The 23,994-nt window shown below is 72.0% G+C and carries 22 protein-coding genes and 1 pseudogene; 14 read left to right on the forward strand and 9 right to left on the reverse strand.

Features of this window, described 5'->3' with window-relative positions; genetic code table 11:
- Positions 1 to 603 precede the first annotated feature (603 nt).
- The 3 genes from BUE29_RS02760 to BUE29_RS02770 form a co-directional block, all read right to left on the reverse strand.
- The gene (locus tag BUE29_RS02760; RefSeq protein WP_073385593.1) at positions 604 to 1,518 is read right to left on the reverse strand and encodes a tetratricopeptide repeat protein; all 915 of its coding nucleotides are present in this window, start codon (positions 1,516 to 1,518) and stop codon (positions 604 to 606) included.
- 108 nt (positions 1,519 to 1,626) lie between these two features.
- The gene (locus BUE29_RS02765; RefSeq protein WP_234971319.1) at positions 1,627 to 2,406 is read right to left on the reverse strand and encodes an ABC transporter permease; all 780 of its coding nucleotides are present in this window, start codon (positions 2,404 to 2,406) and stop codon (positions 1,627 to 1,629) included.
- Positions 2,403 to 3,377: an ATP-binding cassette domain-containing protein gene (locus tag BUE29_RS02770; protein ID WP_073385597.1), complete on the reverse strand. Its 975-nt coding sequence runs from the start codon at positions 3,375 to 3,377 to the stop codon at positions 2,403 to 2,405. Before BUE29_RS02770 ends, BUE29_RS02765 begins: the two co-directional genes overlap by 4 nt.
- A gap of 39 nt (positions 3,378 to 3,416) precedes the next feature.
- Here BUE29_RS02770 and BUE29_RS02775 point away from each other — a divergent pair, with 39 nt between their 5' ends.
- Entirely contained in the window at positions 3,417 to 4,199 is a 783-nt protein-coding gene (locus tag BUE29_RS02775) for a TetR/AcrR family transcriptional regulator (RefSeq protein WP_073385600.1), read from the forward strand.
- 8 nt (positions 4,200 to 4,207) lie between these two features.
- Here BUE29_RS02775 and BUE29_RS02780 read toward each other — a convergent pair whose 3' ends face one another.
- The gene (locus BUE29_RS02780) at positions 4,208 to 4,759 is read right to left on the reverse strand and encodes a MarR family winged helix-turn-helix transcriptional regulator (protein WP_073385603.1); all 552 of its coding nucleotides are present in this window, start codon (positions 4,757 to 4,759) and stop codon (positions 4,208 to 4,210) included.
- 60 nt (positions 4,760 to 4,819) lie between these two features.
- Between BUE29_RS02780 and BUE29_RS02785 the strand changes: the two genes are divergently transcribed.
- Both BUE29_RS02785 and BUE29_RS02790 read left to right on the forward strand, forming a co-directional pair.
- Positions 4,820 to 5,599 carry a M14 family zinc carboxypeptidase gene (locus tag BUE29_RS02785; RefSeq protein WP_073385606.1) on the forward strand — a complete coding sequence of 260 codons (780 nt, stop codon included), beginning with the start codon at positions 4,820 to 4,822 and terminating at the stop codon, positions 5,597 to 5,599.
- A gap of 11 nt (positions 5,600 to 5,610) precedes the next feature.
- Positions 5,611 to 6,780 carry an acyl-CoA dehydrogenase family protein gene (locus tag BUE29_RS02790; RefSeq protein ID WP_073385609.1) on the forward strand — a complete coding sequence of 390 codons (1,170 nt, stop codon included), beginning with the start codon at positions 5,611 to 5,613 and terminating at the stop codon, positions 6,778 to 6,780.
- Here BUE29_RS02790 and BUE29_RS02795 read toward each other — a convergent pair.
- Positions 6,755 to 7,810, reverse strand: coding sequence for a LacI family DNA-binding transcriptional regulator (locus tag BUE29_RS02795; RefSeq protein WP_073385612.1), 1,056 nt, complete (start codon positions 7,808 to 7,810; stop codon positions 6,755 to 6,757). The genes BUE29_RS02790 and BUE29_RS02795 overlap by 26 nt on opposite strands.
- Positions 7,811 to 8,084: 274 nt before the next feature.
- Between BUE29_RS02795 and BUE29_RS02800 the strand changes: the two genes are divergently transcribed.
- From BUE29_RS02800 to galT, 6 genes are all read left to right on the forward strand, one after another.
- Positions 8,085 to 9,371 carry an ABC transporter substrate-binding protein gene (locus BUE29_RS02800; protein WP_073385615.1) on the forward strand — a complete coding sequence of 429 codons (1,287 nt, stop codon included), beginning with the start codon at positions 8,085 to 8,087 and terminating at the stop codon, positions 9,369 to 9,371.
- Positions 9,372 to 9,437: 66 nt separating this feature from the next.
- On the forward strand, positions 9,438 to 10,385 hold the full coding sequence (locus BUE29_RS02805) for a carbohydrate ABC transporter permease (RefSeq protein ID WP_073385618.1): 948 nt from the start codon (positions 9,438 to 9,440) through the stop codon (positions 10,383 to 10,385).
- Complete coding sequence (locus BUE29_RS02810; protein ID WP_073385621.1) at positions 10,385 to 11,257, forward strand: carbohydrate ABC transporter permease; 873 nt, start codon at positions 10,385 to 10,387, stop codon at positions 11,255 to 11,257. Before BUE29_RS02805 ends, BUE29_RS02810 begins: the two co-directional genes overlap by 1 nt.
- On the forward strand, positions 11,254 to 12,546 hold the full coding sequence (locus BUE29_RS02815; protein ID WP_073385623.1) for a family 1 glycosylhydrolase: 1,293 nt from the start codon (positions 11,254 to 11,256) through the stop codon (positions 12,544 to 12,546). The genes BUE29_RS02810 and BUE29_RS02815 overlap by 4 nt, the downstream gene beginning before the upstream one ends.
- Positions 12,543 to 14,048, forward strand: a complete 1,506-nt coding sequence (gene arfA / locus BUE29_RS02820) for an arabinosylfuranosidase ArfA (protein WP_073385626.1) — start codon at positions 12,543 to 12,545, stop codon at positions 14,046 to 14,048. The genes BUE29_RS02815 and arfA overlap by 4 nt, the downstream gene beginning before the upstream one ends.
- 1 nt (position 14,049) lies before the next feature.
- Positions 14,050 to 15,108 carry a galactose-1-phosphate uridylyltransferase gene (gene galT, locus BUE29_RS02825; protein WP_073385628.1) on the forward strand — a complete coding sequence of 353 codons (1,059 nt, stop codon included), beginning with the start codon at positions 14,050 to 14,052 and terminating at the stop codon, positions 15,106 to 15,108.
- Positions 15,109 to 15,119: 11 nt separating this feature from the next.
- On the opposite strand, the gene BUE29_RS02830 is transcribed toward galT, so the two are convergent.
- Entirely contained in the window at positions 15,120 to 16,373 is a 1,254-nt protein-coding gene (locus BUE29_RS02830; RefSeq protein ID WP_073385631.1) for an RNA polymerase sigma factor, read from the reverse strand.
- A gap of 22 nt (positions 16,374 to 16,395) precedes the next feature.
- Positions 16,396 to 16,747, reverse strand: a pseudogene (locus BUE29_RS02835) (YciI family protein).
- A 195-nt stretch (positions 16,748 to 16,942) separates the two neighbouring features.
- Between BUE29_RS02835 and BUE29_RS02840 the strand changes: the two are divergent.
- On the forward strand, positions 16,943 to 18,130 hold the full coding sequence (locus BUE29_RS02840; protein WP_073385634.1) for an alpha/beta fold hydrolase: 1,188 nt from the start codon (positions 16,943 to 16,945) through the stop codon (positions 18,128 to 18,130).
- Positions 18,131 to 18,196: 66 nt separating this feature from the next.
- On the opposite strand, the gene meaB is transcribed toward BUE29_RS02840, so the two are convergent.
- Both meaB and BUE29_RS02850 read right to left on the reverse strand, forming a co-directional pair.
- Positions 18,197 to 19,168, reverse strand: coding sequence for a methylmalonyl Co-A mutase-associated GTPase MeaB (gene meaB, locus BUE29_RS02845; protein ID WP_073385636.1), 972 nt, complete (start codon positions 19,166 to 19,168; stop codon positions 18,197 to 18,199).
- Positions 19,169 to 19,180: 12 nt separating this feature from the next.
- Positions 19,181 to 20,365 (reverse strand): acetyl-CoA C-acetyltransferase, encoded by a 1,185-nt coding sequence (locus BUE29_RS02850; protein WP_073385638.1) that lies wholly within the window; start codon positions 20,363 to 20,365, stop codon positions 19,181 to 19,183.
- A 192-nt stretch (positions 20,366 to 20,557) separates the two neighbouring features.
- Here BUE29_RS02850 and BUE29_RS02855 point away from each other — a divergent pair, with 192 nt between their 5' ends.
- The 4 genes from BUE29_RS02855 to BUE29_RS02870 all read left to right on the forward strand — a co-directional run bounded on the left by BUE29_RS02855 (position 20,558) and on the right by BUE29_RS02870 (position 23,990).
- Positions 20,558 to 21,061 (forward strand): GNAT family N-acetyltransferase, encoded by a 504-nt coding sequence (locus BUE29_RS02855; RefSeq protein WP_073385639.1) that lies wholly within the window; start codon positions 20,558 to 20,560, stop codon positions 21,059 to 21,061.
- Positions 21,058 to 21,489: a methylmalonyl-CoA epimerase gene (gene mce, locus BUE29_RS02860; protein WP_073385640.1), complete on the forward strand. Its 432-nt coding sequence runs from the start codon at positions 21,058 to 21,060 to the stop codon at positions 21,487 to 21,489. The genes BUE29_RS02855 and mce overlap by 4 nt, the downstream gene beginning before the upstream one ends.
- Before the next feature lie 71 nt (positions 21,490 to 21,560).
- Positions 21,561 to 22,901: a crotonyl-CoA carboxylase/reductase gene (gene ccrA, locus BUE29_RS02865; RefSeq protein WP_073385641.1), complete on the forward strand. Its 1,341-nt coding sequence runs from the start codon at positions 21,561 to 21,563 to the stop codon at positions 22,899 to 22,901.
- 54 nt (positions 22,902 to 22,955) lie between these two features.
- Complete coding sequence (locus tag BUE29_RS02870) at positions 22,956 to 23,990, forward strand: coiled-coil domain-containing protein (RefSeq protein ID WP_073385642.1); 1,035 nt, start codon at positions 22,956 to 22,958, stop codon at positions 23,988 to 23,990.
- Positions 23,991 to 23,994: the final 4 nt, after the last annotated feature.

Here is a 23,994-nt window from a genome sequence, read left to right on the forward strand (position 1 = left end):
CCGCTTCGTGTTCGGGGGTGCCGGCTCGGTGGGGCGCGGTCCGCTCGTGATGTCGCACCGCGGGGGATGACATCACGTCAGGACCGGACCACGCCCCACCGAGCGGGCGCAGGCGCCGCCGAGGCCGCCCACCCGAGCCGGTCCGCGGCTACGCTCGCGACCATACCGATCACCATCCGTAGCCGACAAACCCGGCATAACGCGGCCGTCGAGCACTCTCGGTGACGAAAAAGTTGTGTTCGCAACCCGTGGCTGCTGGCAATTTCGAGCCGCCGGCCATACGCTTCGAGCAGCGAAGATCCACATGGATCGACGTTCGGGTGGGACCGCACCAGGCTGACCCGCCCGTCCGGCAGGGTTCGACATGCGTGAAGTGCGCGTCGCCACGGTGGGGACTTGGGCGACAGCGACCACACATGAACTGCTGGACGGGCGCGTCGCGGTCATCGTCCGTCACCGCCGTCGGCATCGACGTCCGGGTCCCCCGCCCGGCACCGGATGCCGTCGTAGTGGTACGCCGGTCGTCTTCCCCCCGATGGCGGCCGGCGTACCGTCCACCCCTCGCGCCCTACCGCCCACCGCGCCCGGGGGGCGTGCGACGTCTCAGAACAGCGCGCGGGTGAGCTGCCGTCGCGCGGCGGGCACGCGCGGGTCGTCCGGACCGAGCAGGTCGAAGAACTCGAGCAGCCGGGTGCGGACCACGTCGCGGTCGTCGCCGCTGACCAGACCGATCGTGCGCAACAGCCGGTCGAGCGCGCCCTGCACGTCGTTGCCGGCCACGGCGAGGTCGGCGGCGGCGAGCTGGGCGGGGACGTCGTCGGGCGCACCGTCGGCGCGGGCCGCCGCCTCGGCGTCGATGCTGTCGAGCCGCTGCAGCAGTCGCACCTGGCCGAGCGCCAGCTGCGCCTCGGCGTTCGCGGGCTCCTGGGCCAGGATCGCCTGGTAGCGCTCGGCGGCGAGGTCGTAGTCGCCGGCCTCGAGCGCGTCCTCGGCGGCGGTCAGGCGGGGATCCTCAGGCACCTCGGGGGCGGCCTGCGCCGGGTCGGTCTCGCCGTCGGCGGCGGGCGCGGCCGCGCTGCCGGACAACCCGGCCTCCCGGCCGGCCTGCAGCACCGCGGCCACGAACTCGGTGACCTGCGCCTCGGGCAGCGCGCCCTGGAAGCCGGGCACGACCTGGCCACCGATCACCGCGAACACCGCCGGCACCGCCTGGGCCTGCAACGCCTGCGCGATGCGCATGTTGGCGTCGACGTCGACCTTGCCCAGGACGAGCGCCCCGGCCTGCTGGGTCACCACCGTCTCGAGCGTCGCCGCGAGCTGGTCGCCCGACGGCGCGCGCGACGACACGAGGACGAGCAGCACCGGGACCTGGAACGACCGGTCGAGCACGTCGGTCTGGAAACCGGCCTCGGTGACGTCGACGACGTACTGGCCGGCCGTCGGGGCGGGGGCCTCGGCCGCGCGGGCCGCCGCCTCGTTGCGCGCCTTCAACGCGGCGAGATCGACGGCGCCGGCCATGGCGGCCGCGGTCGCGGGACTGGGCTGGGCGGGACCACCGCTACGGGGTGCACCTGGACGCATGGCGTCCAGTTTCCCAGACGCCGCGACGCGACGGGAGCCGAGACGTCAGCGGGCCGCCCGGCGGGCGAACAACCGGGTCGTCGCCACGGCGGCCAGGACGAGCACGACCACGCAGTACACCACCGCGAGGACGGCCTGGTGCGCGAGCCCGCCGCCCAATGACGTGTGCCCCGCCCAGAGGCCGCGCATGGTCTCGACGACCGGCGTGAACGGCTGGTTCTCGGCAACGGCCCGCAGCACCGCGGGCATCGTGTGGGCCGGGACGAACGCGGTGCTCACGTACGGCGCGAACATCAGCACGATCGTCACCGAGTTCGCCGCCTCCACGCTGCGGGTGAGCAGTCCGATCGTCGCCGCGAGGTAGGACAGCGCGAGCACGAACAGCACCACCATGCCCGCCGCCGCCACCCAGTCGAGCACCGAGCCGCTCGGCCGCCAGCCGATCGCCAGGGCGACACCGATCACGAGCACGGTCGCGGCGAGATTGCGGACCAGGCTCGCCACGATCTGACCGACGAGGACGGCCGACGCGCTGATCGGCATGCTGCGGAACCGGTCGACGATGCCGTTGGTCATGTCGGCGGCCACCGCGACCGCCGTGGTGCCCGCACCGAAGCCGGCGCACAGGACGATGAGGCCGGGCACCACGTAGTCGACGTAGCGGCCGTCGGTCCGCAGGTCACCGCCGAAGACGTAGACGAACAGCAGCATCAGCACGACGGGCAGCAGCAGCGCGGTGAAGAAGGCCTCGGGGTCGCGCCGCGAGCGGCGCAGGCACCGGGTGATCATGACGCGGCTGTCCGCCGCGGTGGCGGCGATGCTCACGACACCGGCTCCTTGTCGCTAGGGCTGTCGGTAGGACTGTCGGTAGGACTGTCGGTCAGGGTCAGGAAGACGTCGTCGAGGCTCGGCCGGTGGATCGTGACGCGCTCCGGCTCCACGGCGCCGGCGGCCAGCCGGTTGAGCAGCGCCCGCACCACGGCGGCCGAGCCGTCGGTCGGGAGCTCGAGCGTGCCGAGCCGCTCGTCCAGGTGCGTGCGGCGCGGGTCGCCGACCTGTTCGGCCGCCCGGCGCGCGGTCTCGCCGTCGGCGAAGTGCAGGCGGACGTTCTCGCCGCCGAGACGGCCCTTGAGCTCGGCGGCGGTACCCCGCGCCACGACGCGGCCGCGGTCGAGCACGGCGATCGTGTCGGCGAGCTGGTCGGCCTCCGCCAGGTACTGCGTCGTCAGCAGCACGGCCACCCCCTCCGCGGCGAGCCCGCGAACCGTGCTCCACAGCTGCTCCCGGCTGCGCGGGTCGAGGCCGGTGGTCGGCTCGTCCAGGAACAGCAGCGCCGGCCGACCGATCATGCCCATCGCGAGGTCGAGCCGGCGGCGCATCCCGCCGGAATAGGTCGCCGCGCGACGATCGGCGGCGTCGGCGAGGTCGAAGCGGTGCAGCAACGCCGCGACCGTCCCCCTGACCGAGCGGCGGGGCACCCGCAACAGCCGGGCCACCATCGTGAGGTTCTCGCGTCCGGTGAGCACGTCGTCGACGGCGGCGAACTGGCCGGTGAGGCTGATGGCGCGCCGGACCCCGACCGGATCGGCGACGAGGTCGTGCCCGGCCACGGTGGCGCTGCCGGTGTCGGGTCGGACGAGCGTGGCGAGGATGCGCACCAACGTCGTCTTGCCGGCGCCGTTGGGTCCGAGCAGACCGAGCACCGTGCCGGGCTCGATCGTGAGATCGACGCCGGCGAGTGCGACGGTGTCGCCGAACCTCCTGCCCAGCCCGACAGCATCTACTGTGTACGTCATATACAGAAGGTATATGTCATACACAGATATAGTCAACGGGTGCCCGCCCACTCGCCCACCCCCGCCGCGGGTGAGCTCCCACCCGGGCTCGACGTGCTGTGGGGCCGACGCGAGCGGGGCCGTCGCGGGCCGCAGTCGGAGCTCTCGGTCGAGCGCATCGTCGCCGCGGCGATGGAGCTCGCCGACGCCGACGGGCTGGCCGCGGTCTCGATGGCCGGCGTCGCGAAGCGGCTCGGCTTCACCACGATGTCGCTGTACCGGCACGTCACGAGCAAGGACGAGCTGCTGCAGCTGATGTGGAACGCGAGCGCCGAGGGGGCGCAGTCGCTCGTGCTCACCGGTCGCGGATGGCGGCCACGACTGCGCGAGTGGGCGCAGATCCAGCGCGACCTGCTCGACCAGCACCCGTGGATCACCCAGCTGCCGATGGCGACCCCGCCGCTGGCGCCGAACTCGCTGGCCTTCGTCGAGCTCGGGCTGACCGCGCTGGACGGTGCCGACCTCGCCGACGCCGACAAGCTGCGCGCGCTCGGCCTGCTCAGCTCGTACACGCTCAGCGAGGCCCGGATGGCGCACGACGCGCGGCTGGCCACGGCGGCGGCCGGCGCGCCGCCACCGCAGTTCGAGACGGTGCTGCGCCTCGTCGTCGACGCGGACACGTATCCCCGCCTGCACCGCATCGCGTGGGCCCCGGGTGACCCGACCGACGAGTACGGCTCCTTCCTCGCCGGGATCGACTGCATCCTCGACGGCGTCGAGGCGCTGTCGCGTCGCAACCGGCGTGCCCGCGCGCGGCGGGGGGCGCCCGGCACCCGGTCGTGACGCGCGGTCTACCTCACTGCGTCGCGCTTCCGCTGACCGGCCGGCTCGACCCCGAAGTCCCCGGCGTCGACGCGCAGCCTGCGCAGGATCGTGAAGAGCTGCTCGAGCTCCTGGTCGGGCACGGCGGCGATGCCGAAACGCGACGCGTTGAAGGCCTCGGTGGCCCGGGCGGCGACCTCGCGGCCGCTGTCGGTGATGACCGCGAGGGTGCCGCGACCGTCGCGCGGGTTGGGTTCGCGCCGGACGAGCCCGGCGCCCTCGAGCCGGTCGACCACGTTGGTCACCGACGTCGCGTGCACCTGCAGCCGCTCACCGATCTTGGACAGCGGCAGTGCGCCGTGGCCGGAGTGGACGAGCAGCACGAGCGCCTCGTAGCGGCTGAAGGTGATGCCGTGGGGCCGCAGCACGGCGTCGAGCTCGGCGATGAGGATCTGGTGCGCCCGCATGATCGACGTGACCGCACGCATCGCGGCGTAGACGCCGTCGTCCTCTCCCGGCCACCGCTTCTGCCAGAGCTCGCCGGCGCGCTCGATCGGGTCGAACTCGAGGGGCGTCGCCACCCGCTAGAGAGTAGGGCATGATCGCAGCTGCTCCCCCGCTCGCGATCCGGTAGGTGCCCCTTGCGTCGTCACCGTCCGTCGGCCGTCGCCGTCGCCGCCGCCCTCGCCGCGGGACTTGCCACCCCGACGATCGTGTCGACGGCCGTCGAGCCGACGCCGGCGGCCGCGGCCACGACGTCCCCGGTCATCGGCAAGCGCGTCATCGGCTACAGCGTCCGCCACCGCCCGATCGTCGCCTACCACCTCGGGAACCCGAAGATCCGCCGGACCACGCTGGTGATCGGGCAGATGCACGGCGACGAGCACGCCGGTGTGCGGGTCGCGCGAGCCCTGCTGCACGGTCGCCGTGTCGCCGGGCTCAACCTCTGGGTCATCCCGTCGATCAACCCCGACGGCGACAAGCGCGGCACCCGCAAGAACGCGCACGGCGTCGACCTCAACCGCAACTTCCCCTACCGGTGGGCGAGACTGAGCGGGCAGTACTACTCCGGTCGCAAGCCGCTGTCCGAACCGGAGTCGCGCGCGGTGTACCGCTTCCTGCGCAAGCTCCGGCCGCATTACGTCGTGTCCGTGCACCAGCCGCTGAACGGTGTCGACTCCGGCGACGGCGGCGCGCTGGACAAGCGGTTCCGCAACCGGCTCGCCCGCAACCTCCACCTGCCGGTCAAGCGGTTCGCCTGCTGGAGCGAGTGCCACGGGTCGATGACGCGTTGGTACACCCACCACCGTTACGGCGTCGCGATCACCGTCGAGTTCGGCTCGCGTCCGTCGGCGCACCGGCTCACGACCACGGCCCCGCGCGGGATCGTGCGCGCGATGGGCGGCCGTTTCACCGAGTAGCGTCGCTGCACATGACCGCTCTCGACCGCCTCGACCTGCTCGATCTCGACGACGAGCTGGACGCCGACGACCGGCTGCTGCGCGACACCGTGCGCAAGTTCGCCGACGACCGGCTGCGTCCGCACATCCGGGAGTGGTTCGAGGACGGCACGCTGCCCGCCCGCGAGCTCGCGCGGGAGTTCGGGGCGCTCGGCGTCCTCGGCATGCACCTCGAGGGTTACGGCTGCCCCGGCGCCAAGGCCTCGCAGTACGGCATCGCCTGCACCGAGGTCGAGGCGGTCGACTCCGGCCTGCGGTCGCTCGTGTCGGTGCAGGGCTCGCTCGCGATGTTCTCGATCCACGCCTACGGCAGCGAGGAGCAGAAGCAGCGGTGGCTGCCCGGCATGGCCCAGGGCGAGCTGATCGGCTGCTTCGGCCTCACCGAGCCCGACTCCGGCTCCGACCCCGGGTCGATGCGGACGAACGCGCGGCGCGACGGCGACGACTGGATCCTCAACGGCGCGAAGATGTGGATCACCAACGGTTCCATCAGCGACGTCGCCGTCGTGTGGGCCCGTACCGACGAGGGGGTGCGCGGCTTCCTCGTCGAGCAGGGCATGCCCGGCTTCACGACGCAGGACGTCCACCACAAGATCTCGCTGCGCGCGTCGGTGACGAGCGAGCTCGCCTTCGACGACGTCCGGGTGCCCGAGGCGAACCGGCTGCCGAAGGCCGAGGGACTGCGCGCGCCGCTCGGCGCGCTCACCGAGGCGCGTTACGGCATCGTCTGGGGCGTCGCGGGCGCGGCGCGTGACGCCCTCGCCGCGGCGCTCGACTACGCCGGGGAGCGCACCCAGTTCGGCAAGCCCATCGCCGGCTTCCAGCTGACCCAGAAGAAGTTCGCCGACCTCGCCGTGTCGGTGCAGCAGATGCAGCTGACGGCACGCCGGCTCGGCGAGCTGAAGGATGCCGGCCGCATCGAGCCGCACCACATCAGCTTCGGCAAGTTCGCGAACGTCCGCGGCGCCCTCGAGGTGTGCCGCGAGGCGCGCTCGATCCTCGGCGGCAGCGGCATCACCACCGAGTACCCCGTGCTGCGGCACGCGGTGAACCTCGAGACCGTCTACACCTACGAGGGCACGCACGAGGTGCACACGCTCGTCCTCGGCTCGAGGCTCACCGGCCTCGACGCCTTCCGCTGATCGTCGCGCCCGGGTCGCGCGAGGGCGGCGCGGCGGTGCTCTCGCGCACCACGAGACGGTGCGGCACCACGACGTCGCGCACCGGCGGCGGGTCGGCCCGGCCGATCCGCCGGGCCAGCGACGCGAGCGCGCTACGGGCCAGCTCGGCCTTGTCCGGCGTGATGGTCGTCAGCGTGGGCGTCACGAACTCCGACTCGCGCACGCCGTCGATACCGACCACCGCGAGGTCGTCGGGCACCCGGCAGCCGAGCTCGTAGGCCCGGCGCATCGCGGCGATCGCGAGCTCGTCGTTGAAGCACACCAGCGCGTCGGGCAGCGGGTCACGGCCGAGGTACACGTCGACGGCGGCGGCTCCCTCGGCCCACGTGTAACCGCTCACCGCCACCGGCGGCAAGAGCGTCGCGTCCGACGACGTCGCCAGTGCCTCCGTCACACCGCGCATGCGCAGCTGGGCGGTGGCGGCGTGGGGATCGTCCTGGTGGCCGATCACCGCGAGCCGGCGTCGCCCGCGTCGCAGCAGGTGGTGCGTCGCGTCACGTGCCGCCTGCACGTTGTCGATGGCGACGTGATCGGCCATCACCCCGGTGAGCCGCTCGCCGAGCAGGACGATCGGCGCCGCCCCCTGCTTGCCCTCGAGATCGGCCGCGGTCAACGCGAGCGGGCTGATGATCGTGCCGTCGACGAGGAGGGTCGCCGCGCCCCGCAGGGCACGCACCTCGCGCTCGTGCTCCCCGCCCGTCTCCTCGATGAGCACGGTGAAGCCGTGCTCGGCCGCGGTGCTGATGATGAGGTGTGCGAGCTCGGCGAAGTAGGGAGCCGTGAGGTCCGGGATCGCGAGCATCAGCAGGCCCGTCCGGCCCGAGCGCAGCCCTCGGGCCTGCAGATTCGGCCGGTAGCCCAGCTCGGCCATCGCCTCCTCGACCGCAGCTCGGGTCCGCGCGGTGACGTGCGGTCGGTGGTTGACAACGTTGGAAACCGTCTTCGCCGAGACACCGGCGAGCGCGGCCACGTCCTTCAGACTGACGGCCACCCGACCTCCTCTCCCGTCCGAAGCCGCACGACAGCGCCAAACTTGCTGCAGAGCGGTGATGCTCGGCCATGATGCCCGGCACCGTCAAGCGCGGGCTGCGAGGCGCGCCGGTGCCCGACGGCAACTGCCGCGACATCCGCTCGACATGCTCTTGACTTCGATCGGGCCGTGGGCAGAGACTCCGTTTCCAACGTTGTACAGCAGCCGACGACCTCGGTCCCACCCTCGCTCGTCCTGCGAGCGCCATCCCAGCCAGTCAGCCTCGGGAGTCCTCATGGCATCTCAGCGTCGCGGCCTGATCGCCGCCGCAGTCGCCCTCTCGTCCGCCCTCGTGCTCGCCGCCTGCGGTTCCGGCGACGACGACGGGTCGTCGGGCGGCAAGGTCGAGCTCAGCTTCTGGAACGGCCTGACCGGGCCGGACCGGCCGGCCGTCACCCACCTCGTCGACCAGTTCAACAAGTCGCAGTCGAAGATCCACATCTCGATGTCGGTCATGCCGTGGGACGTCCTCTACCAGAAGCTGCTGCCCGCCTATGGCGCCCACAAGGGCCCCGACATCGTCGGCATGGACAGCAACCAGATCCCGGTCTATGCGAGCAAGGGCGTGCTGCAGCCGGTCGACCCGCTCTTCGACAAGGGCGTGCAGAAGTCGACGCTGGTCGCGCCCGCGGTCGCCGCCGGGAGGTACGACGGCAAGACCTACGGCGTCCCCATCGAGAACACGCCGGTGGTCCTCTACTACAACAAGAAGCTGTTCAAGGCCGCCGGGCTCGACCCGAACTCCCCGCCCACCACCTGGGCGCAGTGGTCGGCGGACGCCAAGAAGCTGACGATCGGGGGTGGCGGCGGCAAGCCCACGCAGTACGGCATCGCCTTCGGCGTGCACGACACGATCGAGGTCATGCCCATCCTGATGTGGCAGGCCGGTGGCGGCATCGTGTCCGACGACGGCAAGTCCGTGCTCCTCGACAACGCCGGCTCCAAGCAGGCCGTCTCCTACTGGTCGAACCTCATCGCCACCGATCACGTGTCGCCCCTGGGCCTGTCCGGTGCCGACGCCGACAAGCTTTTCCAGGCAGGCAAGGCGGCGATGCAGGTCAACGGACCGTGGGCCACGACCGGCTACAAGCAGGCCGGCATCGACTACGGGTTGGCCGGCGTCCCCACCGGGCCGAACGGCAAGCAGATCACGCTCGGCAACACCACCAGCCTCGCCGCCGGCGCGAGCCTCAGCTCGACCAAGATGCAGGCGCTGGCGACGTTCTACAGCTACTGGATCCGCAAGGACTCGCAGACCTACTTCGCCCTGCACACCGGCTTCCCGCCGCTCACGACGACCGTGCCGACGTCGGCGCTGCAGTCGAATCCCGACGTGATCGCGTTCGCCAAGCAGTCCGCCACCGCCCGCGGGCTCGCGCCGGGACAGCCGAGCTTCGCCTCGATCCAGAACGAGGTCTTCGACCCCACGCTGCAGAAGATCATGAACGACCCCGGCAGCGCGGACGGCCAACTCGGCTCGGCGGCGACGCAGGTCAAGAACCTGCTCGCGACCGGCCGCTGAGCTGCGCCTGCCGACCCGGGACCGCTCCCCCGCCCCACCCACCCGCGACGGATCGAGGAGGACGCCATGACCAAGGCGCTGGAGCGTCCGACGACGGTGTCACCGTCGCGTCCGGGCGGTCCGGTCCGGCGGCGCAGCGGCACCCTGCGCCGCCGGTCCTACCTCCGCGCGTACGCCTTCGTGGCACCCTCAATCGCGATCATGGCCGCCTTCGTGGTGTGGCCGATCATCTCGTCGGCGCGGCTGTCGTTCTTCGACAGCTCGCAGTTCGGCCCGTCCACGTTCGTCGGGCTCGACAACTACCGCGCCATGTTCCGCGACCCGACGTTCCGTGGCGACCTCGAGCGCACCGTCGTCTACGCCGTCATCGTCACGCCGATCACCATCGGGCTGGCGCTGATGTTCGCGGTGATGCTGCACCGCAGGCTGCGCGGCCGCGCCTTCTTCCGGGCCGCGATCTTCCTGCCCGCGGTGCTGTCGCTCGGCGTGATGGCGATCGCGTGGAACTTCCTGCTCAACCCCGACATCGGGCTGCTGCCGCACTGGCTCGAACCGCTCGGCATCTCCTTCGGTCACGGCACGGCCGACCCAACGATCGCGTTCGCCTACGTCGCCGTCGTCGGCGTCTGGAAGAACGTCGGGTTCTACATGGTCATGTACCTCGCCGGCCTGGCGACGATCCCCGCCGAGCTCTACGACGCGGCGGGCGTCGACGGCGCATCGCCGTTCCAGAAGTTCCGCCATGTCACCTGGCCCCTGCTGGCCAACACGTCGGCGTTCGTGTTCATCATCGCCACGATCGCGTCGCTGCAGGCCTTCGACCAGGTCTACGTGATGACCCGCGGCGGCCCTTACTTCCAGACCGAGACCCTCGTGTACCTGCTGTACCGCAAGGGGTTCCAGGACTTCCAGTTCGGGTACGCGTCGGCCGTCGGCTGGGTGCTGATCCTCATCGTGTTCGTCATCAGCATCGTGCAGAACGCCTTCTTCTCGCGCCGGCAGGTGACGTACTGATGACGCTGACGACGAGGCAGCCGACGCCCTCGCGCCGACGCGAACCCCGCACGCCCGGTCGGCTGGTCAAGCGGGCCGCGCTCTACGCCACGCTGTCGGTCGCCGCCTTCCTCGTGCTGCTGCCGGTGATCTGGATGATCCTGACGTCGTTCAAGCCCGAGGGGACGATCACCAGCCACCCCAGCCAGCTCTTCCCGACGCAGTGGACCTTCCAGAACTACCGCGACGTGCTCGACGCGATCCCGTTCGCGCGGCAGTTCGGCAACACGCTCGTCTTCGCCGGCACGGTGACCGCGTTCTCGCTGCTGTTCGACTCGATGACCGCCTACGCCCTGGCGCGGCTGGAGTTCCCCGGCAAGCGCGTGCTCTTCGCGGCGGTGCTGCTCTTCCTCATGCTGCCGATCCAGATCACGCTGATCCCGGTCTACCAGCTCGTGGCCAACCTCGACCTCGTCAACACGTTTCCCGGGCTGATCATCCCGCGTGCGACGAACGCGTTCGGCATCTTCTTCCTGCGCCAGTTCTTCCTCGGCATCCCACGCGACCTCAGCGAGGCCGCGCGCATCGACGGCGCCGGCGAGTTCCGCATCTACTGGACGATCGTCATGCCCCTCGCCCGGCCGGCGCTGCTCACGCTCGGGCTGTTCCACTTCATGTTCAACTGGAACGACCTGCTGTGGCCGCTGATCATCTCGACGAGCAGCGACATGCAGACGTTGCCGGCCGGCCTCGCACTCTTCACCGGCGAACACGTCGTCCAGTACGGGCTGCTGATGGCCGGCGCCACCATGGCGATGCTGCCGATGCTGCTCGCCTTCGTCGTCGTCCAACGCAAGTTCATCCAGGGCATCGCAACGACAGGACTCAAATGACGTCATCCACCCCCACCGCGTTCGCCGACGGCCGGCTGCACTTCGCGGTCGGCATCGAGGACACCTTCGTGCCGCACACCCGCCCGGGTCACCGCGCGCTGGACGAGTACGAGCTCACCGGGCACTACGACCGGTGGCGGCAGGACATCGACCTCGCCGCCGCGAGCGGCGCGACGGCGATCCGCTACGGCGTGCCGTGGTACCGCGTCGAGCCGGCACCGGGTCGTTTCGAGTGGACCTGGCTCGATCGCGTCGTCGAGCACCTGCTCGAGGTGGGCCTGACCCCCATCGTCGATCTCATGCACTACGGGACGCCACTGTGGCTGGACAACCAGTCGATCAATGCGGCCTATCCGCAGCGGGTCGCCGACTACGCCGCCGCCGTGGCCGGTCGCTACGCCGACCTGCTGCACGTCTACACCCCGCTCAACGAGCCGAACATCAACGCGGAGTGGTGTGGCGAGACCGGCGCGTGGCCGCCGTACCTCACCGGGGCCGACGGCTGGCTCAAGGTCGCCGTCGCAGTGGCGCACGGCATCGTGCTCACCCAGCAGGCGGTGCGGGCCGAGCTCGGCGACCGCGCCACCTTCGTGCACGTCGAGGCCGGGCTGCGCTACGACCTCGACGACGGCGCCGGCGACACCGCCGCGGACAGCGTGCGCCGTCGCGAGCAGCGTGACCTGCTCATCGAGGATCTCGTCTGCGGGCTCGTGGACGACGCGCACCCGCTGCTCGGCTTCGTGCTCGCCCACGGCGTCACCGCCGATCGGCTGCAGTGGCATCGCGAGCACGTCGCCCGGCCCGACGTCATGGGCGTCAACTACTACCCCCACCTGTCGACCGGTGCCGTCGGCGGCACCGGCTCGCCCGACGTCGACGCCGCGCCGCCACCGCGCGGGCGCAGCGGCGTCGACGGTCTCGACGCCGTGCTGCGCCGCTTCCACCAGCGCTACGACGCGCCGGTGATGCTGACCGAGACGAGCGCGCGCGCCACCGACGATCAGCTCGGCTGGCTCGACGACTCCGTCGCGCACGTGCTCGCGATGCGCGAGGGGGGCTTCCCCGTCGTCGGCTACACCTGGTTCCCGCTGTTCGACCTCGTCGACTGGTCCTATCGCACCGGTACCGAACCGGTCGCGCACTATCTGGAACCACTCGGCGCGATCCGGCTCGTCCCGGGCTCGGCCGGGTCGCCCGCCCGCGAGCTGACGCCCACCTTCGAGCGCTTCCGTGCGCTCGCCACCGCGCACGGCGCGGGCCGCCCGGGTGACGTGGCGGTGGCGCGATGAGCGACGTGCGGGTGGTGCTCGACAGTCGGTTCACGATCGGCGAGGTCGACCGGCGGCTCTTCGGCTCGTTCGTCGAGCACATGGGACGCTGCGTCTACGGCGGCATCTACGAGCCCGGCGATCCACTGGCCGACGAGACCGGCGTGCGCAAGGACGTCCTCGCTCTCACCGAGGAGCTGGGCGTCACCGCCGTCCGCTACCCCGGCGGCAACTTCGTCTCCAACTACCGGTGGGAGGACGGCGTCGGTCCGCGCGAACACCGCCCCGTCCGGCGCGACCTCGCCTGGCGCTCGATCGAGACCAACCAGTTCGGCCTCGACGAGTTCGTGGACTGGGCCCGCCGCGCGCACGTCGAGCCGATGATGGCGATCAACCTGGGAACGCGCGGCGTGGCCGAGGCACTCGACCTGCTGGAGTACGCCAACTCCGCACCCGGCACGGCGCTCGCCGACCTGCGTGTCGCCCACGGTCACCGTGACCCGCACGACGTGCGGCTGTGGTGCCTGGGCAACGAGATGGACGGCCCGTGGCAGATGGGGCACAAGACCGCCGACGAGTACGGCCGGCTCGCCCAGGAGACCGGTCGTGCGATGAAGCGGCTGGACCCGACCGTCGAGCTCGTCGCGTGCGGCAGCAGCAACGCCGAGATGCCGACCTTCGGCAGCTGGGAGGCGACCGTGCTGCGGCACTGCTACGACGTCGTCGACTACGTCTCGCTGCATGCGTACTACGAGCCGCACGACGACGACGTGCGCAGCTTCCTCGCCAGCGGCGCCAGCATGGATCGCTTCATCGACGGTGTGGTGGCCACGGCCGACCACGTGCGGGTGGCGCAGAAGCACAGCAAGCGCATCAACCTGTCCTTCGACGAGTGGAACGTCTGGTACCAGGGCGACTTCCCGGGGGAGGACGCTCTCGACTGGGAGGTCGCCCCCCGGTTGATCGAGAACGCGTTCACGGTGACCGACGCCGTCGTCGTCGGCGGACTGCTGATCTCGCTGCTCAACCACAGCGACCGGGTGAGCATGGCCTGCCAGGCGCAGCTCGTGAACATCATCGCGCCGATCCGCGCCGAGTCGGGCAGACCTGCCTGGCGGCAGACCGTCTTCCACCCGTTCGCCGGCACCGCGGCGAACGCGCGCGGCACGGCGCTGCGTGCCGCCGTGGAGGCGCCGACGACGGTGACCGCCGAGCACGGCACGGTGCCGGTCGTCGATGTCGCCGCCACGACGACCGGTGACGGGCGCAGCGCCGTCTTCCTCGTGAACCGCCGGCCCGACGAGCCGATCTCCGTCGAGCTGGAGCTGGCCCACCTGGGCGCGATCGCCGCGGCGGAGCACACCGTGATCTCCGATGCCGATCCGCAGGCCCGCAACACCGTCGACGAACCCGACCGGGTCGTCCCGACGACGCGCGAGGTCACCCGGCTCGACGCCGGGCGCCTGGCGGTGACACTCCCCCCGGCGTCGTGGAACATGATCACCGTGACTCACGGGAAGTGAGATGACCGGCACGCGGACGGCCCCGTCCGAGCACGAGGCCACCCGGGCCGCGACACAGCTGGCAGACGGTCGCGAGCTCATCTACTTCGGCGCGCGGGCCGCGACCGCGGCGTCGGTGCCCGATCGGCGCACCGACCTGCCGCGCGGCTCGTCGTCGTCGCAGCTGCGGTGGGATCCGCTCTTCGAGGACATCGCCGTCATCGCCGGGCACCGGCAGTCACGCACCTATCGACCCGCCGGGCCCGACTGCCCGCTGTGCCCGTCTCGCGAGGGCAGGCTCACCGAGATACCGGCGGGCGACTACGACGTCGCCGTGTTCGAGAACCGCTTCCCGGCCTTCGCGGCCGACGCCGGCGGACGCTGCGAGGTCGTGTGCTTCTCCAGCGACCACGAGCGTTCCTTCGCCCTGCTCCCCGCGCCGCACGCCGTCACGGTCGTCGACGCGCTCGCCGACCGCACCGCCGCACTCGCGACGGCGGGCGCGGAGTACGTGCTGTGCTTCGAGAACCGCGGCGCCGAGATCGGGGTGACGCTGGGGCACCCGCACGGTCAGATCTACGGCTACCCGTACGTGCCGCCCCGCTTCGCACGCGCCGGCGACGCGGCACATCGCTATCGCGCCCGGACTGCGCGTTGCCTGCAGTGCGACCAGCTCGCCGATGAATTGCGCGATACCGAGCGAATCGTCGTCGAGAACGAGCACTGGGTGGCCTACGTGCCGTACGCCGCCCGCTGGCCCTACGAGGTGCGCACCGTGCCGCGACGGCACGTGCCGGACCTTCCCGCCCTCGACGTCGCCGGACGCCGGGCCCTCGCCGCGATCCACCAGGACGTCCTGCGCCGCTTCGACACCCTGTTCGGCGAGCCGGCGCCCTACATCGCGGCGTGGCTGCAGGCACCGACACGTCGGCATCGCGACGACTGGCACCTCGCCGGCGAGGTGTTCACGATCCGGCGGGCGGCCGACAAGCTGAAGTACCTGGCCGGGGCCGAATCGGTCGCGGCGACCTGGATCAACGACATCGCGCCCGAGACGGCGGCCGAGCGGCTGCGTGGCTGACCCGACGGGTCTCAGTCGTCGAGCCCCGCGCGCCGCGACCGCAGGAACTCGCGTTCGACCGCGTTGTCGGTCAGCGCGAGCGCCTCGTCGTAGGCGAGCCGCGCCTCGGTCCACCGCTGCAGGCGGCTCAGGAAGTCGGCCCGGGCGGCGGCGAGATAGGGGTAGCACGCCAGCTGCGGTTCCGCGGCGAGCTCGTCGAGGGCACGGAGCCCCGCCGCCGCCCCGGCCGCGAACCCGACGGCCACCGCCCGGTTGAGCGCTACGACCGGGGACGGGTAGCGCTCGAGGAGCACGTCGTAGAGCCCGATGATCTCGCCCCAGTCTGTCGCCTCCCAGTGCGACGCCTCCGCGTGCACCGCAGCAATCGCCGCCTCGAGCGCGAAGCGGCCCGGCGGTCGGCGCCGCAGCGCCTCGCGCACCAACTCCACGCCCTCGGCGATCTCGTCGCGGTGCCAGTCCTCGCGCGGCTGGTCGGCCAGCAACCGCAACCGTCCGGCGGCGTCCAATCGCGTCGACCGGCGCGCGTCGGTGAGCAGGATCAGCGCGAGCAACCCGGCGACGTCGGCGTCGGCGGGCAGCAGCCGGCGCAACAGCCGGGCGAGGTCGAGCGCGCGCTCGACGAGCTCGCCGCGGCGCAGCACCTCACCGACCGGAGCGGTGTGGCCGGTGGTGAAGATCAGGTGCACGACGCCCAACACCGCCGCCACCCGCGCCGGCAGCTCCGCGGCCGACGGCACCCGGTACGGGATGCCGGCGGCGGCGATCTTCTTCTTGGCCCGCGTGATGCGCGCGGCCATCGTCGCCTCGCTGACGAGGAAGCCGCGGGCCACCTCGGCCGTCGACAGCCCGCACAGCAGCCGCAGCGTCAACGCGACGCGCGCGTCCGGTGCCAGCGCCGGGTGGCAGCAGGTCATGATCAGCCGCAGCCGGTCGTCCGGAACCGCGGCGGGGTCCGCCACGGTCGCGGCCACGTCCGTGTCGTCGACGGCGTCGGTGACGAGCAGCGGCAGGCGGCGGCGCAGCGACGCGTCGCGGCGCAGCACGTCGAGCGCGCGGTTGCGGGCGGTCGTCGTCAACCAGGCGCCCGGCCGCCGCGGGACGCCCTGCTCCCGCCACGTCCGCAGCGCCCTGGCGTAGGCGTCCTGCACGCACTCCTCGGCGAGGTCGAGATCGCGCGTGACGCGCACCGTCGCGGCGAGGACGAAGCCCCACTCGCGACGGTGCGCCTCGGCCACCGCCGCGGCCACCTCGGCCGTCGTGGTCACGTGGACGTCCTGCCTCGTCGGCTCAGTCGCGGTCCGGGAACTCCATGATCGGACGGATCTCGACGCCGCCGTAGGGCGCGGGGACGAGCTTGGCCAGCTCGACCGCGGCGTCGAGGTCCGCGGCCTCCAGCAGGTAGAAGCCGCCGAGCGCCTCCTTTGGTCTCGACGAACGGGCCGTCGGTCACCGCGAACGCGCCGTCGTCCTGCTTGCGCAGGCAGGTCGCCGTGCCGGTCGGCTGCAGCGCCTCGCCGGCCACGATCTCGGCCCGGTGCTCGGCGATGAAGGTCCAGTGCTTGTCGTACTCGGCGTTGCGGACCGGATCGTCCGACCGGTCGTCCTCGGACTCGTAGATCAGCACCAGGTACTTGCCCATCGCGTTCTCCCTGTCTCGGGGCCCGTCCGTCCCGGGCCGTCATTGTCCCGACGATCGGGCCCGGGCGGAATCGACAGCGGGCGGCGGGCGGGGCGTGGTCGGGCGGCGGCACCACGACGAGCGCGCGTGAGCGCATGGCAGACTCGAATTGCCTTCGGGGGCCTGCACACGAGCGATCGCGACGAGGGACGAGGCGTGACGGACAACGACCTGCTGCCGCTGCTGGAGCAACGGCTGCTGGGGCTGTACCACCCGTTGCTGGCCGACACCGTCGCGACCATCCTGTTCAGCGCCGGCGGTCTCGCGAACTGGACCGTCGAGGTCGAGCGCGGCCGGGCGCGGGCGCGGCGCGGGCGGCCGTCCCACCCGACGACCACGGTGCGGGCGCCGCTGTCGGTGCTGACCGAGGTCGCCAGCGGCAGCCGCAGCGGCGTGCAGGCCTTCCTCGACGGCGACCTCACCGTCCGCGGCAACCTCGCGCTGGCCCTGGAGCTGGACGGCCTGTTCCCCGGCGAGGACGACGACGACACCCGCACGTACACCCGCTCCGTCCGCGCGGCGGGCATGGAGACGTTCTTCCTCGAGTCCGGCCCCGTCGACGCGCCGCCGATCGTGCTCGTGCACGGGTTGAGCGCGACGAACGCGTCGATGCTGCCGCTGATCCCGGCGCTGTCGAAGGACTACCACGTCCTTGCTCCCGACCTGCCGGGCCACGGCGGCACCGAGGCGCGCAGCGGGGCGCACGGGGCGCCGTACCTGGGCGACTGGCTGGTCGACTTCCTGCGCACCACGTGCGGCGACGAACCCGCCGTGCTGATCGGCAACAGCCTGGGCGGGCGGACCTCGCTGGAGGCCGCGCTGCTGCAGCCCGACCTCGTCCGCGGCCTGGTGTTGCTGTGCCCGGCGGTGGCGTTCCGCCGGCTGCGCCAGCTTGTGCCGTTCGTGCGCATCGTGCCCGACGAGATCGCCCGGCTGCCCGTGCGCATACCCCGACGCGTGGCGATGCGCGGTCTGCGTCAACTGTTCGCCGATCCCGCCCGCATCCCGGAGCCGTGGCTCGACGCCGCGATGGACGAGTTCATCCGGGTCATCTCGATCCGCGCGAACCGGCTGTGCACCTTCTCGGCGCTCCGCCACATCTACCTCGACGAGCCCTTCGGCGAGACCGGCTTCTGGGAGCGGCTGCCCGGCCTCGTCCCGCCGGCCCTGTTCGTCTGGGGCGACCGCGACGTCCTGGTGCCCGCGGGGTTCGCCCGGTTCGTGGCCGAGGCGCTGCCGAGCGCGGAGTCGGTGATCCTGCCCGACTGCGGGCACGTGCCGCAGTTCGAGTACCGCGAGCGCACCGCCGACCTCACCCGCGACTTCCTCGCCACCCTCACCTGACGCCTTCCTCGGCGAGTTGGTTGATCAACAGGCCTGTTGATCAACCAACTCGCCGAGGGAGCGGGGTCAGAGTTCGGCGAGGAGGGCGTCGGCGGCGGTGTAGGAGTCGGTCGTCCCGGCCGCCACGCGGTCGGCGGCGGTGTCGAGCGCGGCCGAACCGTGGACGTGCGCGAGCGTGCGCCGCACCGTGCCCAGGGCGATGGCCTCGATCTCGGCCGCCGCGCGCGCCCGCCGACGGCGCTCGAACTCGCCCGTCCCGGCCAGCCAGGTGCGGTGCGCGTCGATCGCGGCGACGACGTCGGCGACGCCCTCGCCGCGGGAGGCGACCGTCTTGACGATCGGCGCACGCCACGCCTGTGCCGGCGCGTCCCGGCCGCCGAAGGACTGCATGTGGCGCAGGTCGCGCGCGAGCTGGGCGGCGCCGTCGCGGTCGGCCTTGTTGACGACGAAGACGTCGGCGATCTCGATGATGCCGGCCTTGGCCGCCTGGATGCCGTCACCGAACCCCGGTGCGACGACGAGCAGGGTCGTGTCGGCCAGCGACGCGATCTCCAGTTCGGCCTGGCCCACGCCCACCGTCTCGACGAGGACGACGTCGCAGCCCGCGGCGTCGAGCACGCGCAGCGCCTGCGGCACGGCGGCCGAGAGCCCGCCCAGCTGTCCGCGCGAGGCCATCGAGCGGATGAACACGCCGTCGTCGGTCGCGTGGTCCTGCATGCGGACGCGGTCGCCGAGCAGGGCACCGCCGGAGAACGGGGACGACGGGTCGACGGCCAGCACGCCGACGCGCGTGCCCGCCGCCCGCAGCGCCGTCACCAGCGCCGACGTGGACGTCGACTTGCCCACGCCGGGCGAGCCGGTGAGCCCGACCACCTGCGCGTGACCGCCGTGCGGTGCGAGCGCCGCGGCGACCTCGCGCAGCGTCGGGGAGTCGTTCTCGACGAGCGAGATCAGCCGGGCGACGGCGCGGGGCTCACCGCGGCGCGCCCGGTCGACGAGCTCGGCGACGTCCTGCCCACCCCGGCGCGAGCCGGTCACCCCGACGGCCGGTCAGGCAGGAACGTGCAGGATGAGCGCGTCGCCCTGACCGCCGCCCCCGCACAGGGCCGCCGCGCCGGTGCCGCCGCCGCGTCGCTTGAGCTCCAGGGCGAGCGTGAGCGCGAGCCGGGCACCGGACATGCCGATCGGGTGACCGAGCGCGATCGCGCCGCCGTTGACGTTGACGACGTCCTCGGTGACGCCGAGGTCCTTCATCGACTGCACCCCGACGGCGGCGAACGCCTCGTTGATCTCGATCAGGTCGAGGTCGCCGACCTGCAGGTTCGCCTTGCGCAGGGCGTCCTTGATGGCGTTCGCCGGCTGCGACTGCAGCGAGTTGTCCGGGCCGGCGACGTTGCCGTGCGCGCCGATCTCGGCGATCCAGGCCAGCCCGAGCTCCTCGGCCTTGGCCTTGCTCATGACGACGACGGCGGCGGCGCCGTCGGAGATCTGCGAGGCCGACCCGGCGGTGATCGTGCCGTCCTTGGTGAAGGCGGGACGCAGCTTGGCCAGGCTCTCGGCCGTCGTGTCGCCGCGAATGCCCTCGTCGTCGCGGAACTCGATCGGGTCGCCCTTGCGCTGCGGGATGAGGACGGTGGCGATCTCGTCGTCGAAGACGCCGTTCTTGGCCGCGAGCGCGGCGCGCTGGTGGGATCGCGCGGAGAACTCGTCCTGCTGCTCACGGGTGAGGTCGAGGTTCTGGTTGTGGTGCTCGGTGGACTCGCCCATCGGGATGTGGTCGAACGCGTCCGTCAGGCCGTCGTGGGCCATGGCGTCGAGCACCTCGACGGCGCCGTACTTGTAGCCGCTGCGGGACTTCGGCAGCAGGTGAGGGGCCTGGGTCATCGACTCCTGGCCGCCGGCGACGATCACGTCGAACTCGCCGGCACGGATGAGCTGGTCGGCCAGCGCGATCGCGTCGAGCCCGGACAGACACACCTTGTTGATGGTGAGCGCGGGCACGTTCATCGGGATGCCGGCCTTGACCGCGGCCTGCCGGGCCGGGATCTGCCCCGCGCCCGCGCCGAGCACCTGGCCCATGATCACGTACTGGACCTGGTCGGGAGAGACGCCGGAACGCTCGAGCGCGGCCTTGATCGCCACGCCGCCGAGGTCGGCTCCGGAGAAGTCCTTGAGCGAGCCGAGCAGCCGACCCATGGGCGTCCGGGCGCCGCTGACGATGACCGATCCTGCCATGCCGAAGTCCTCCTGTACGTGGCCGCGCGGGCCGCTGATGCGAGGGCGGTGAGCGAGCGAAAGGGCCGCGGACACACGGGCCCGGGCGAACGGTTCACTGTAACCACAGCGTGGTCCGTCGCCGTTGTGAACCAGCGCACGGGTGCGCGCGTCCGGTCGCCCGTAAGCGGTTGGGGTTGCCACGATGACCCGATGCCGCCGGGAACCGAGAGCAGCGCGACGACCCCGGTCGTGATCCGCACCGCGGCGGCGGCCGACGCCGGCGAGATCCTCACGCTGCAGCGCGCGGCCTGGGTGCCCGAGGCCCAGCTGCACGAGTGGCTGTTCATCCCGCCCCTCACCCAGACGCTGGCCGGCGTCCACGAGGACATCGCCACGCAGACGGTGCTGGTGGCCCTGGCCGGGCACCGCGTCGTCGGCACCGTGCGCGGCGTGCGCACCGGCGGCGGTACCGGGACCGACTGGTACATCGGCCGGCTGGGCGTCGTGCCGGACCTGCAGGCCCGCGGCCTGGGCAGCGCGCTGCTGCGCGCGATCGAGGCCGCCGCGCCGACCGAGGTGCGTCGCTTCGTCCTGACGACCGGCCCGAAGAGCGTCGAGAACCACGCCTTCTACGAACGGCACGGCTACCACCAGGTTCCTGCCCCCGACCCGGACGACGTCCTCGTCCACCTGCACAAGGAGCGCTCCGCATGAGCAGCCTGTTCGGCAAGATCGACCACGTCGGCATCGCCGTGCCCGACCTCGACGACGCGATCGCGTTCTACCGCGACACCTTCGGCGTCGTGAGCGTGCACGAGGAGGTCAACGAGGAGCAGGGCGTGCGCGAGGCGATGCTCGCCGTGGGCGACGGCGCCACCCGCATCCAGCTCCTCGCGCCGCTGTCGGCGGAGTCGACCATCGCCAAGTTCCTGGACCGAAACGGACAGGGTGTGCAGCAGGTCGCCTACACCGTCGAAGACCTCGACGCGGTGTCCGCGCAGCTGCGCGAGCGCGGCCTGCGGCTGCTCTACGACGAGCCGCGCCGGGGCACCTCGGACAGCCGGGTCAACTTCATCCACCCGAAGGACGCCCGCGGGGTCCTGGTCGAGCTCGTCGAGCCGGCCCGTGATCCGGCCCACTGACGACCGGCCGAGACTTGGTTACCGTTCGGTAACTTCCTGCACCTCCGCACGCCCTGACGAAAGGTTCCGCAGTGGACGACATCCGCGCCGCCATCCTCGCCGGCGACACGCCCCGCGAGCAGTTCGCCGAGCTCCCGCTGCCCGAGGCCTACACGGCGGCGACCGTCCACAAGGACGAGACCGAGCTGTTCGACGGCATGGCCAGCCGTGACAAGGACCCGCGCAAGTCGCTGCACGTGGAAGAGGTCCCGCTGCCCGAGCTCGGCCCGGGCGAGGCGCTCGTCGCGGTCATGGCGTCGGCGATCAACTACAACACGGTCTGGACGTCGATCTTCGAGCCGGTCTCCACCTTCGGCTTCCTGGAGCGCTACGGCCGCCTCTCGCCGCTGACCAAGCGTCACGACCTGCCGTACCACATCGTGGGATCGGACCTGTCCGGCGTGGTGCTGCGCACCGGCCCCGGCGTCACGAAGTGGCAGCCGGGTCAGGAGGTCGTGGCGCACTGCCTGTCCGTCGAGCTCGAGGCCGCCGACGGCCACAACGACACGATGATGGACCCCGAGCAGCGCATCTGGGGCTTCGAGACCAACTTCGGCGGGCTCGCCGAGGTCGCGCTCGTCAAGGCCAACCAGCTCATGCCCAAGCCCGCGCACCTGACGTGGGAGGAGGCCGCCTCCCCCGGCCTGGTCAACTGCACCGCCTACCGCCAGCTCGTCAGCAAGAACGGCGGCGACATGAAGCAGGGCGACAACGTCCTCATCTGGGGTGCGTCCGGCGGCCTCGGCGGCTTCGCCACGCAGTACGCGCTCAACGGCGGCGCCACCCCGATCTGCGTCGTCAGCAACGACGAGAAGGCCGACATCTGTCGCTCGATGGGCGCCGAGCTGATCATCAACCGTTCCGAGGAGCAGTACCGGTTCTGGAACGAGGACAACACCGCGCAGAACCCCAAGGAGTGGAACCGCTTCGGCAAGCGGATTCGCGAGCTCACCGGCGGCGAGGACATCGACATCGTCTTCGAGCACCCCGGCCGCGAGACCTTCGGCGCGTCGGTCTACGTCACCCGCAAGGGCGGCACCATCACCACCTGCGCCTCGACCACCGGGTTCATGCACGAGTACGACAACCGCTACCTCTGGATGAACCTCAAGCGGATCATCTCCTCGCACTTCGCGAACTACCGCGAGTCGTGGGAGGCCAACCGGCTCATCGCCAAGGGCAAGATCCACCCGACGCTGTCACGCTCCTACCCGTTGATCGAGGTCGGCCAGGCGGCGCTCGACGTGCACAAGAACCTGCACCAGGGCAAGGTCGGGGTGCTGTGCCTCGCCCCGGAGGAGGGGCTCGGCGTCCGGGACCACGAGCTGCGCGACCAGCACGTCGACGCCATCAACCGGTTCCGGGACCGCTGATCGCGATTCGGCAACAAACTTGGGCCGCACAGCCGGGGGTGGGAAACTAAGCCGATGGCCGAGCACAACTCAGACCTGCTGCCGCTCTACGACTCGAGCCGCGGCTTCGACTCCGCGATGCGCGGGTACGACCGCGCCCAGGTCGATCGCGAGATCACCCGGCTGGACGACGATCTGCGGGTCACCGCGGCCGAGCGCGACTCGGCCGCGGCCCGCAGCGCCGATCTCGCCGCTCAGCTCGCGAGCTCCCAGGCGCAGGTCGAGTCGCTGCGCCGCCAGCTGCGCGCGGCCAGCGAGACCATCACCTCGGCCAACGTCGACGAGAAGGTCACCCAGATCCTGCAGAGCGCGGCGGCCGACGGCGCGAAGGTCCGCGCCGACGCACAGACCCGGGCCGAGCAGGTCACCAACGGCGCGGCCGACGCCGCCGCCCGCACCCGGGCCGCCGCCCAGGCCGAGGCCGAGCGCATCATCGGCGAGGCCCAGGAACGGATGACCGAGGCCGAGGAGACGTTCAAGCGCCGCATCGCCGAGGCCGAGGCCCACAAGGCCGAGGTCGAGGCGGCCCTGGCCGAGAGCGAGGAGCGCACCCGCAGCGAGGAGGCCCGCCTCTCGGCCGCCGCCGAGGCCGAGCGCGAGCGGCTCGACGCCGAGGCCGGGGCCGAGCGCACCCGAGTCACGACCGAGTCCACCGCCGAGCGCGAGCGGCTCGACGCCGAGGCCAAGGCAACGCGGGAGCGCACCGACGAGGACTTCGAGATCACCCTGCGGTTGCGACGCACCGCCGCGCACGAGGAGCTCACCCGACAGAAGCGCGACGCGGACGCCGCGGCCCGGCAGACGGTCGCCGACGCGCGCGCCGCCGCCACGCAGCTCGTCGCCGACGCCACCCACGAGGTGCGCCGGCTGCACGGCGTCCGCGACGAGACGCACGCCCAGCTCGAGGCGTTGCAGGCCCGGTTGCGGGCCTCGCTCGACGAGTCGCTCGCGGCCACGCCCGACGAGCCCGCCCTCCCCCGTTCCGCGGCCGGCGCCGGGTCCACCGCCCCCGGGCCACAGCCCGAGGCGCAGCCGACGGTCGACGCCTAGGACC

This window comes from Jatrophihabitans endophyticus (assembly GCF_900129455.1).
GTDB classification, from domain to species: Bacteria; Actinomycetota; Actinomycetes; order Mycobacteriales; family Jatrophihabitantaceae; genus Jatrophihabitans; species Jatrophihabitans endophyticus.

What these genes read in the sequence shown, in the direction of transcription:
- BUE29_RS02760 (WP_073385593.1), bottom strand. Translation starts at nt 1,518, where the DNA reads ATGGCCGGCGCCGTCGATCTCGCCGCGTTGAAGGCGCGCAACGAGGCG.
- BUE29_RS02770 (WP_073385597.1), bottom strand. Translation starts at nt 3,377, where the DNA reads ATGACGTACACAGTAGATGCTGTCGGGCTGGGCAGGAGGTTCGGCGAC.
- BUE29_RS02790 (WP_073385609.1), top strand. Translation starts at nt 5,611, where the DNA reads ATGACCGCTCTCGACCGCCTCGACCTGCTCGATCTCGACGACGAGCTG.
- BUE29_RS02800 (WP_073385615.1), top strand. Translation starts at nt 8,085, where the DNA reads ATGGCATCTCAGCGTCGCGGCCTGATCGCCGCCGCAGTCGCCCTCTCG.
- BUE29_RS02805 (WP_073385618.1), top strand. Translation starts at nt 9,438, where the DNA reads ATGACCAAGGCGCTGGAGCGTCCGACGACGGTGTCACCGTCGCGTCCG.
- BUE29_RS02810 (WP_073385621.1), top strand. Translation starts at nt 10,385, where the DNA reads ATGACGCTGACGACGAGGCAGCCGACGCCCTCGCGCCGACGCGAACCC.
- BUE29_RS02815 (WP_073385623.1), top strand. Translation starts at nt 11,254, where the DNA reads ATGACGTCATCCACCCCCACCGCGTTCGCCGACGGCCGGCTGCACTTC.
- arfA (WP_073385626.1), top strand. Translation starts at nt 12,543, where the DNA reads ATGAGCGACGTGCGGGTGGTGCTCGACAGTCGGTTCACGATCGGCGAG.
- galT (WP_073385628.1), top strand. Translation starts at nt 14,050, where the DNA reads ATGACCGGCACGCGGACGGCCCCGTCCGAGCACGAGGCCACCCGGGCC.
- BUE29_RS02850 (WP_073385638.1), bottom strand. Translation starts at nt 20,365, where the DNA reads ATGGCAGGATCGGTCATCGTCAGCGGCGCCCGGACGCCCATGGGTCGG.
- BUE29_RS02855 (WP_073385639.1), top strand. Translation starts at nt 20,558, where the DNA reads ATGCCGCCGGGAACCGAGAGCAGCGCGACGACCCCGGTCGTGATCCGC.
- mce (WP_073385640.1), top strand. Translation starts at nt 21,058, where the DNA reads ATGAGCAGCCTGTTCGGCAAGATCGACCACGTCGGCATCGCCGTGCCC.
- BUE29_RS02870 (WP_073385642.1), top strand. Translation starts at nt 22,956, where the DNA reads ATGGCCGAGCACAACTCAGACCTGCTGCCGCTCTACGACTCGAGCCGC.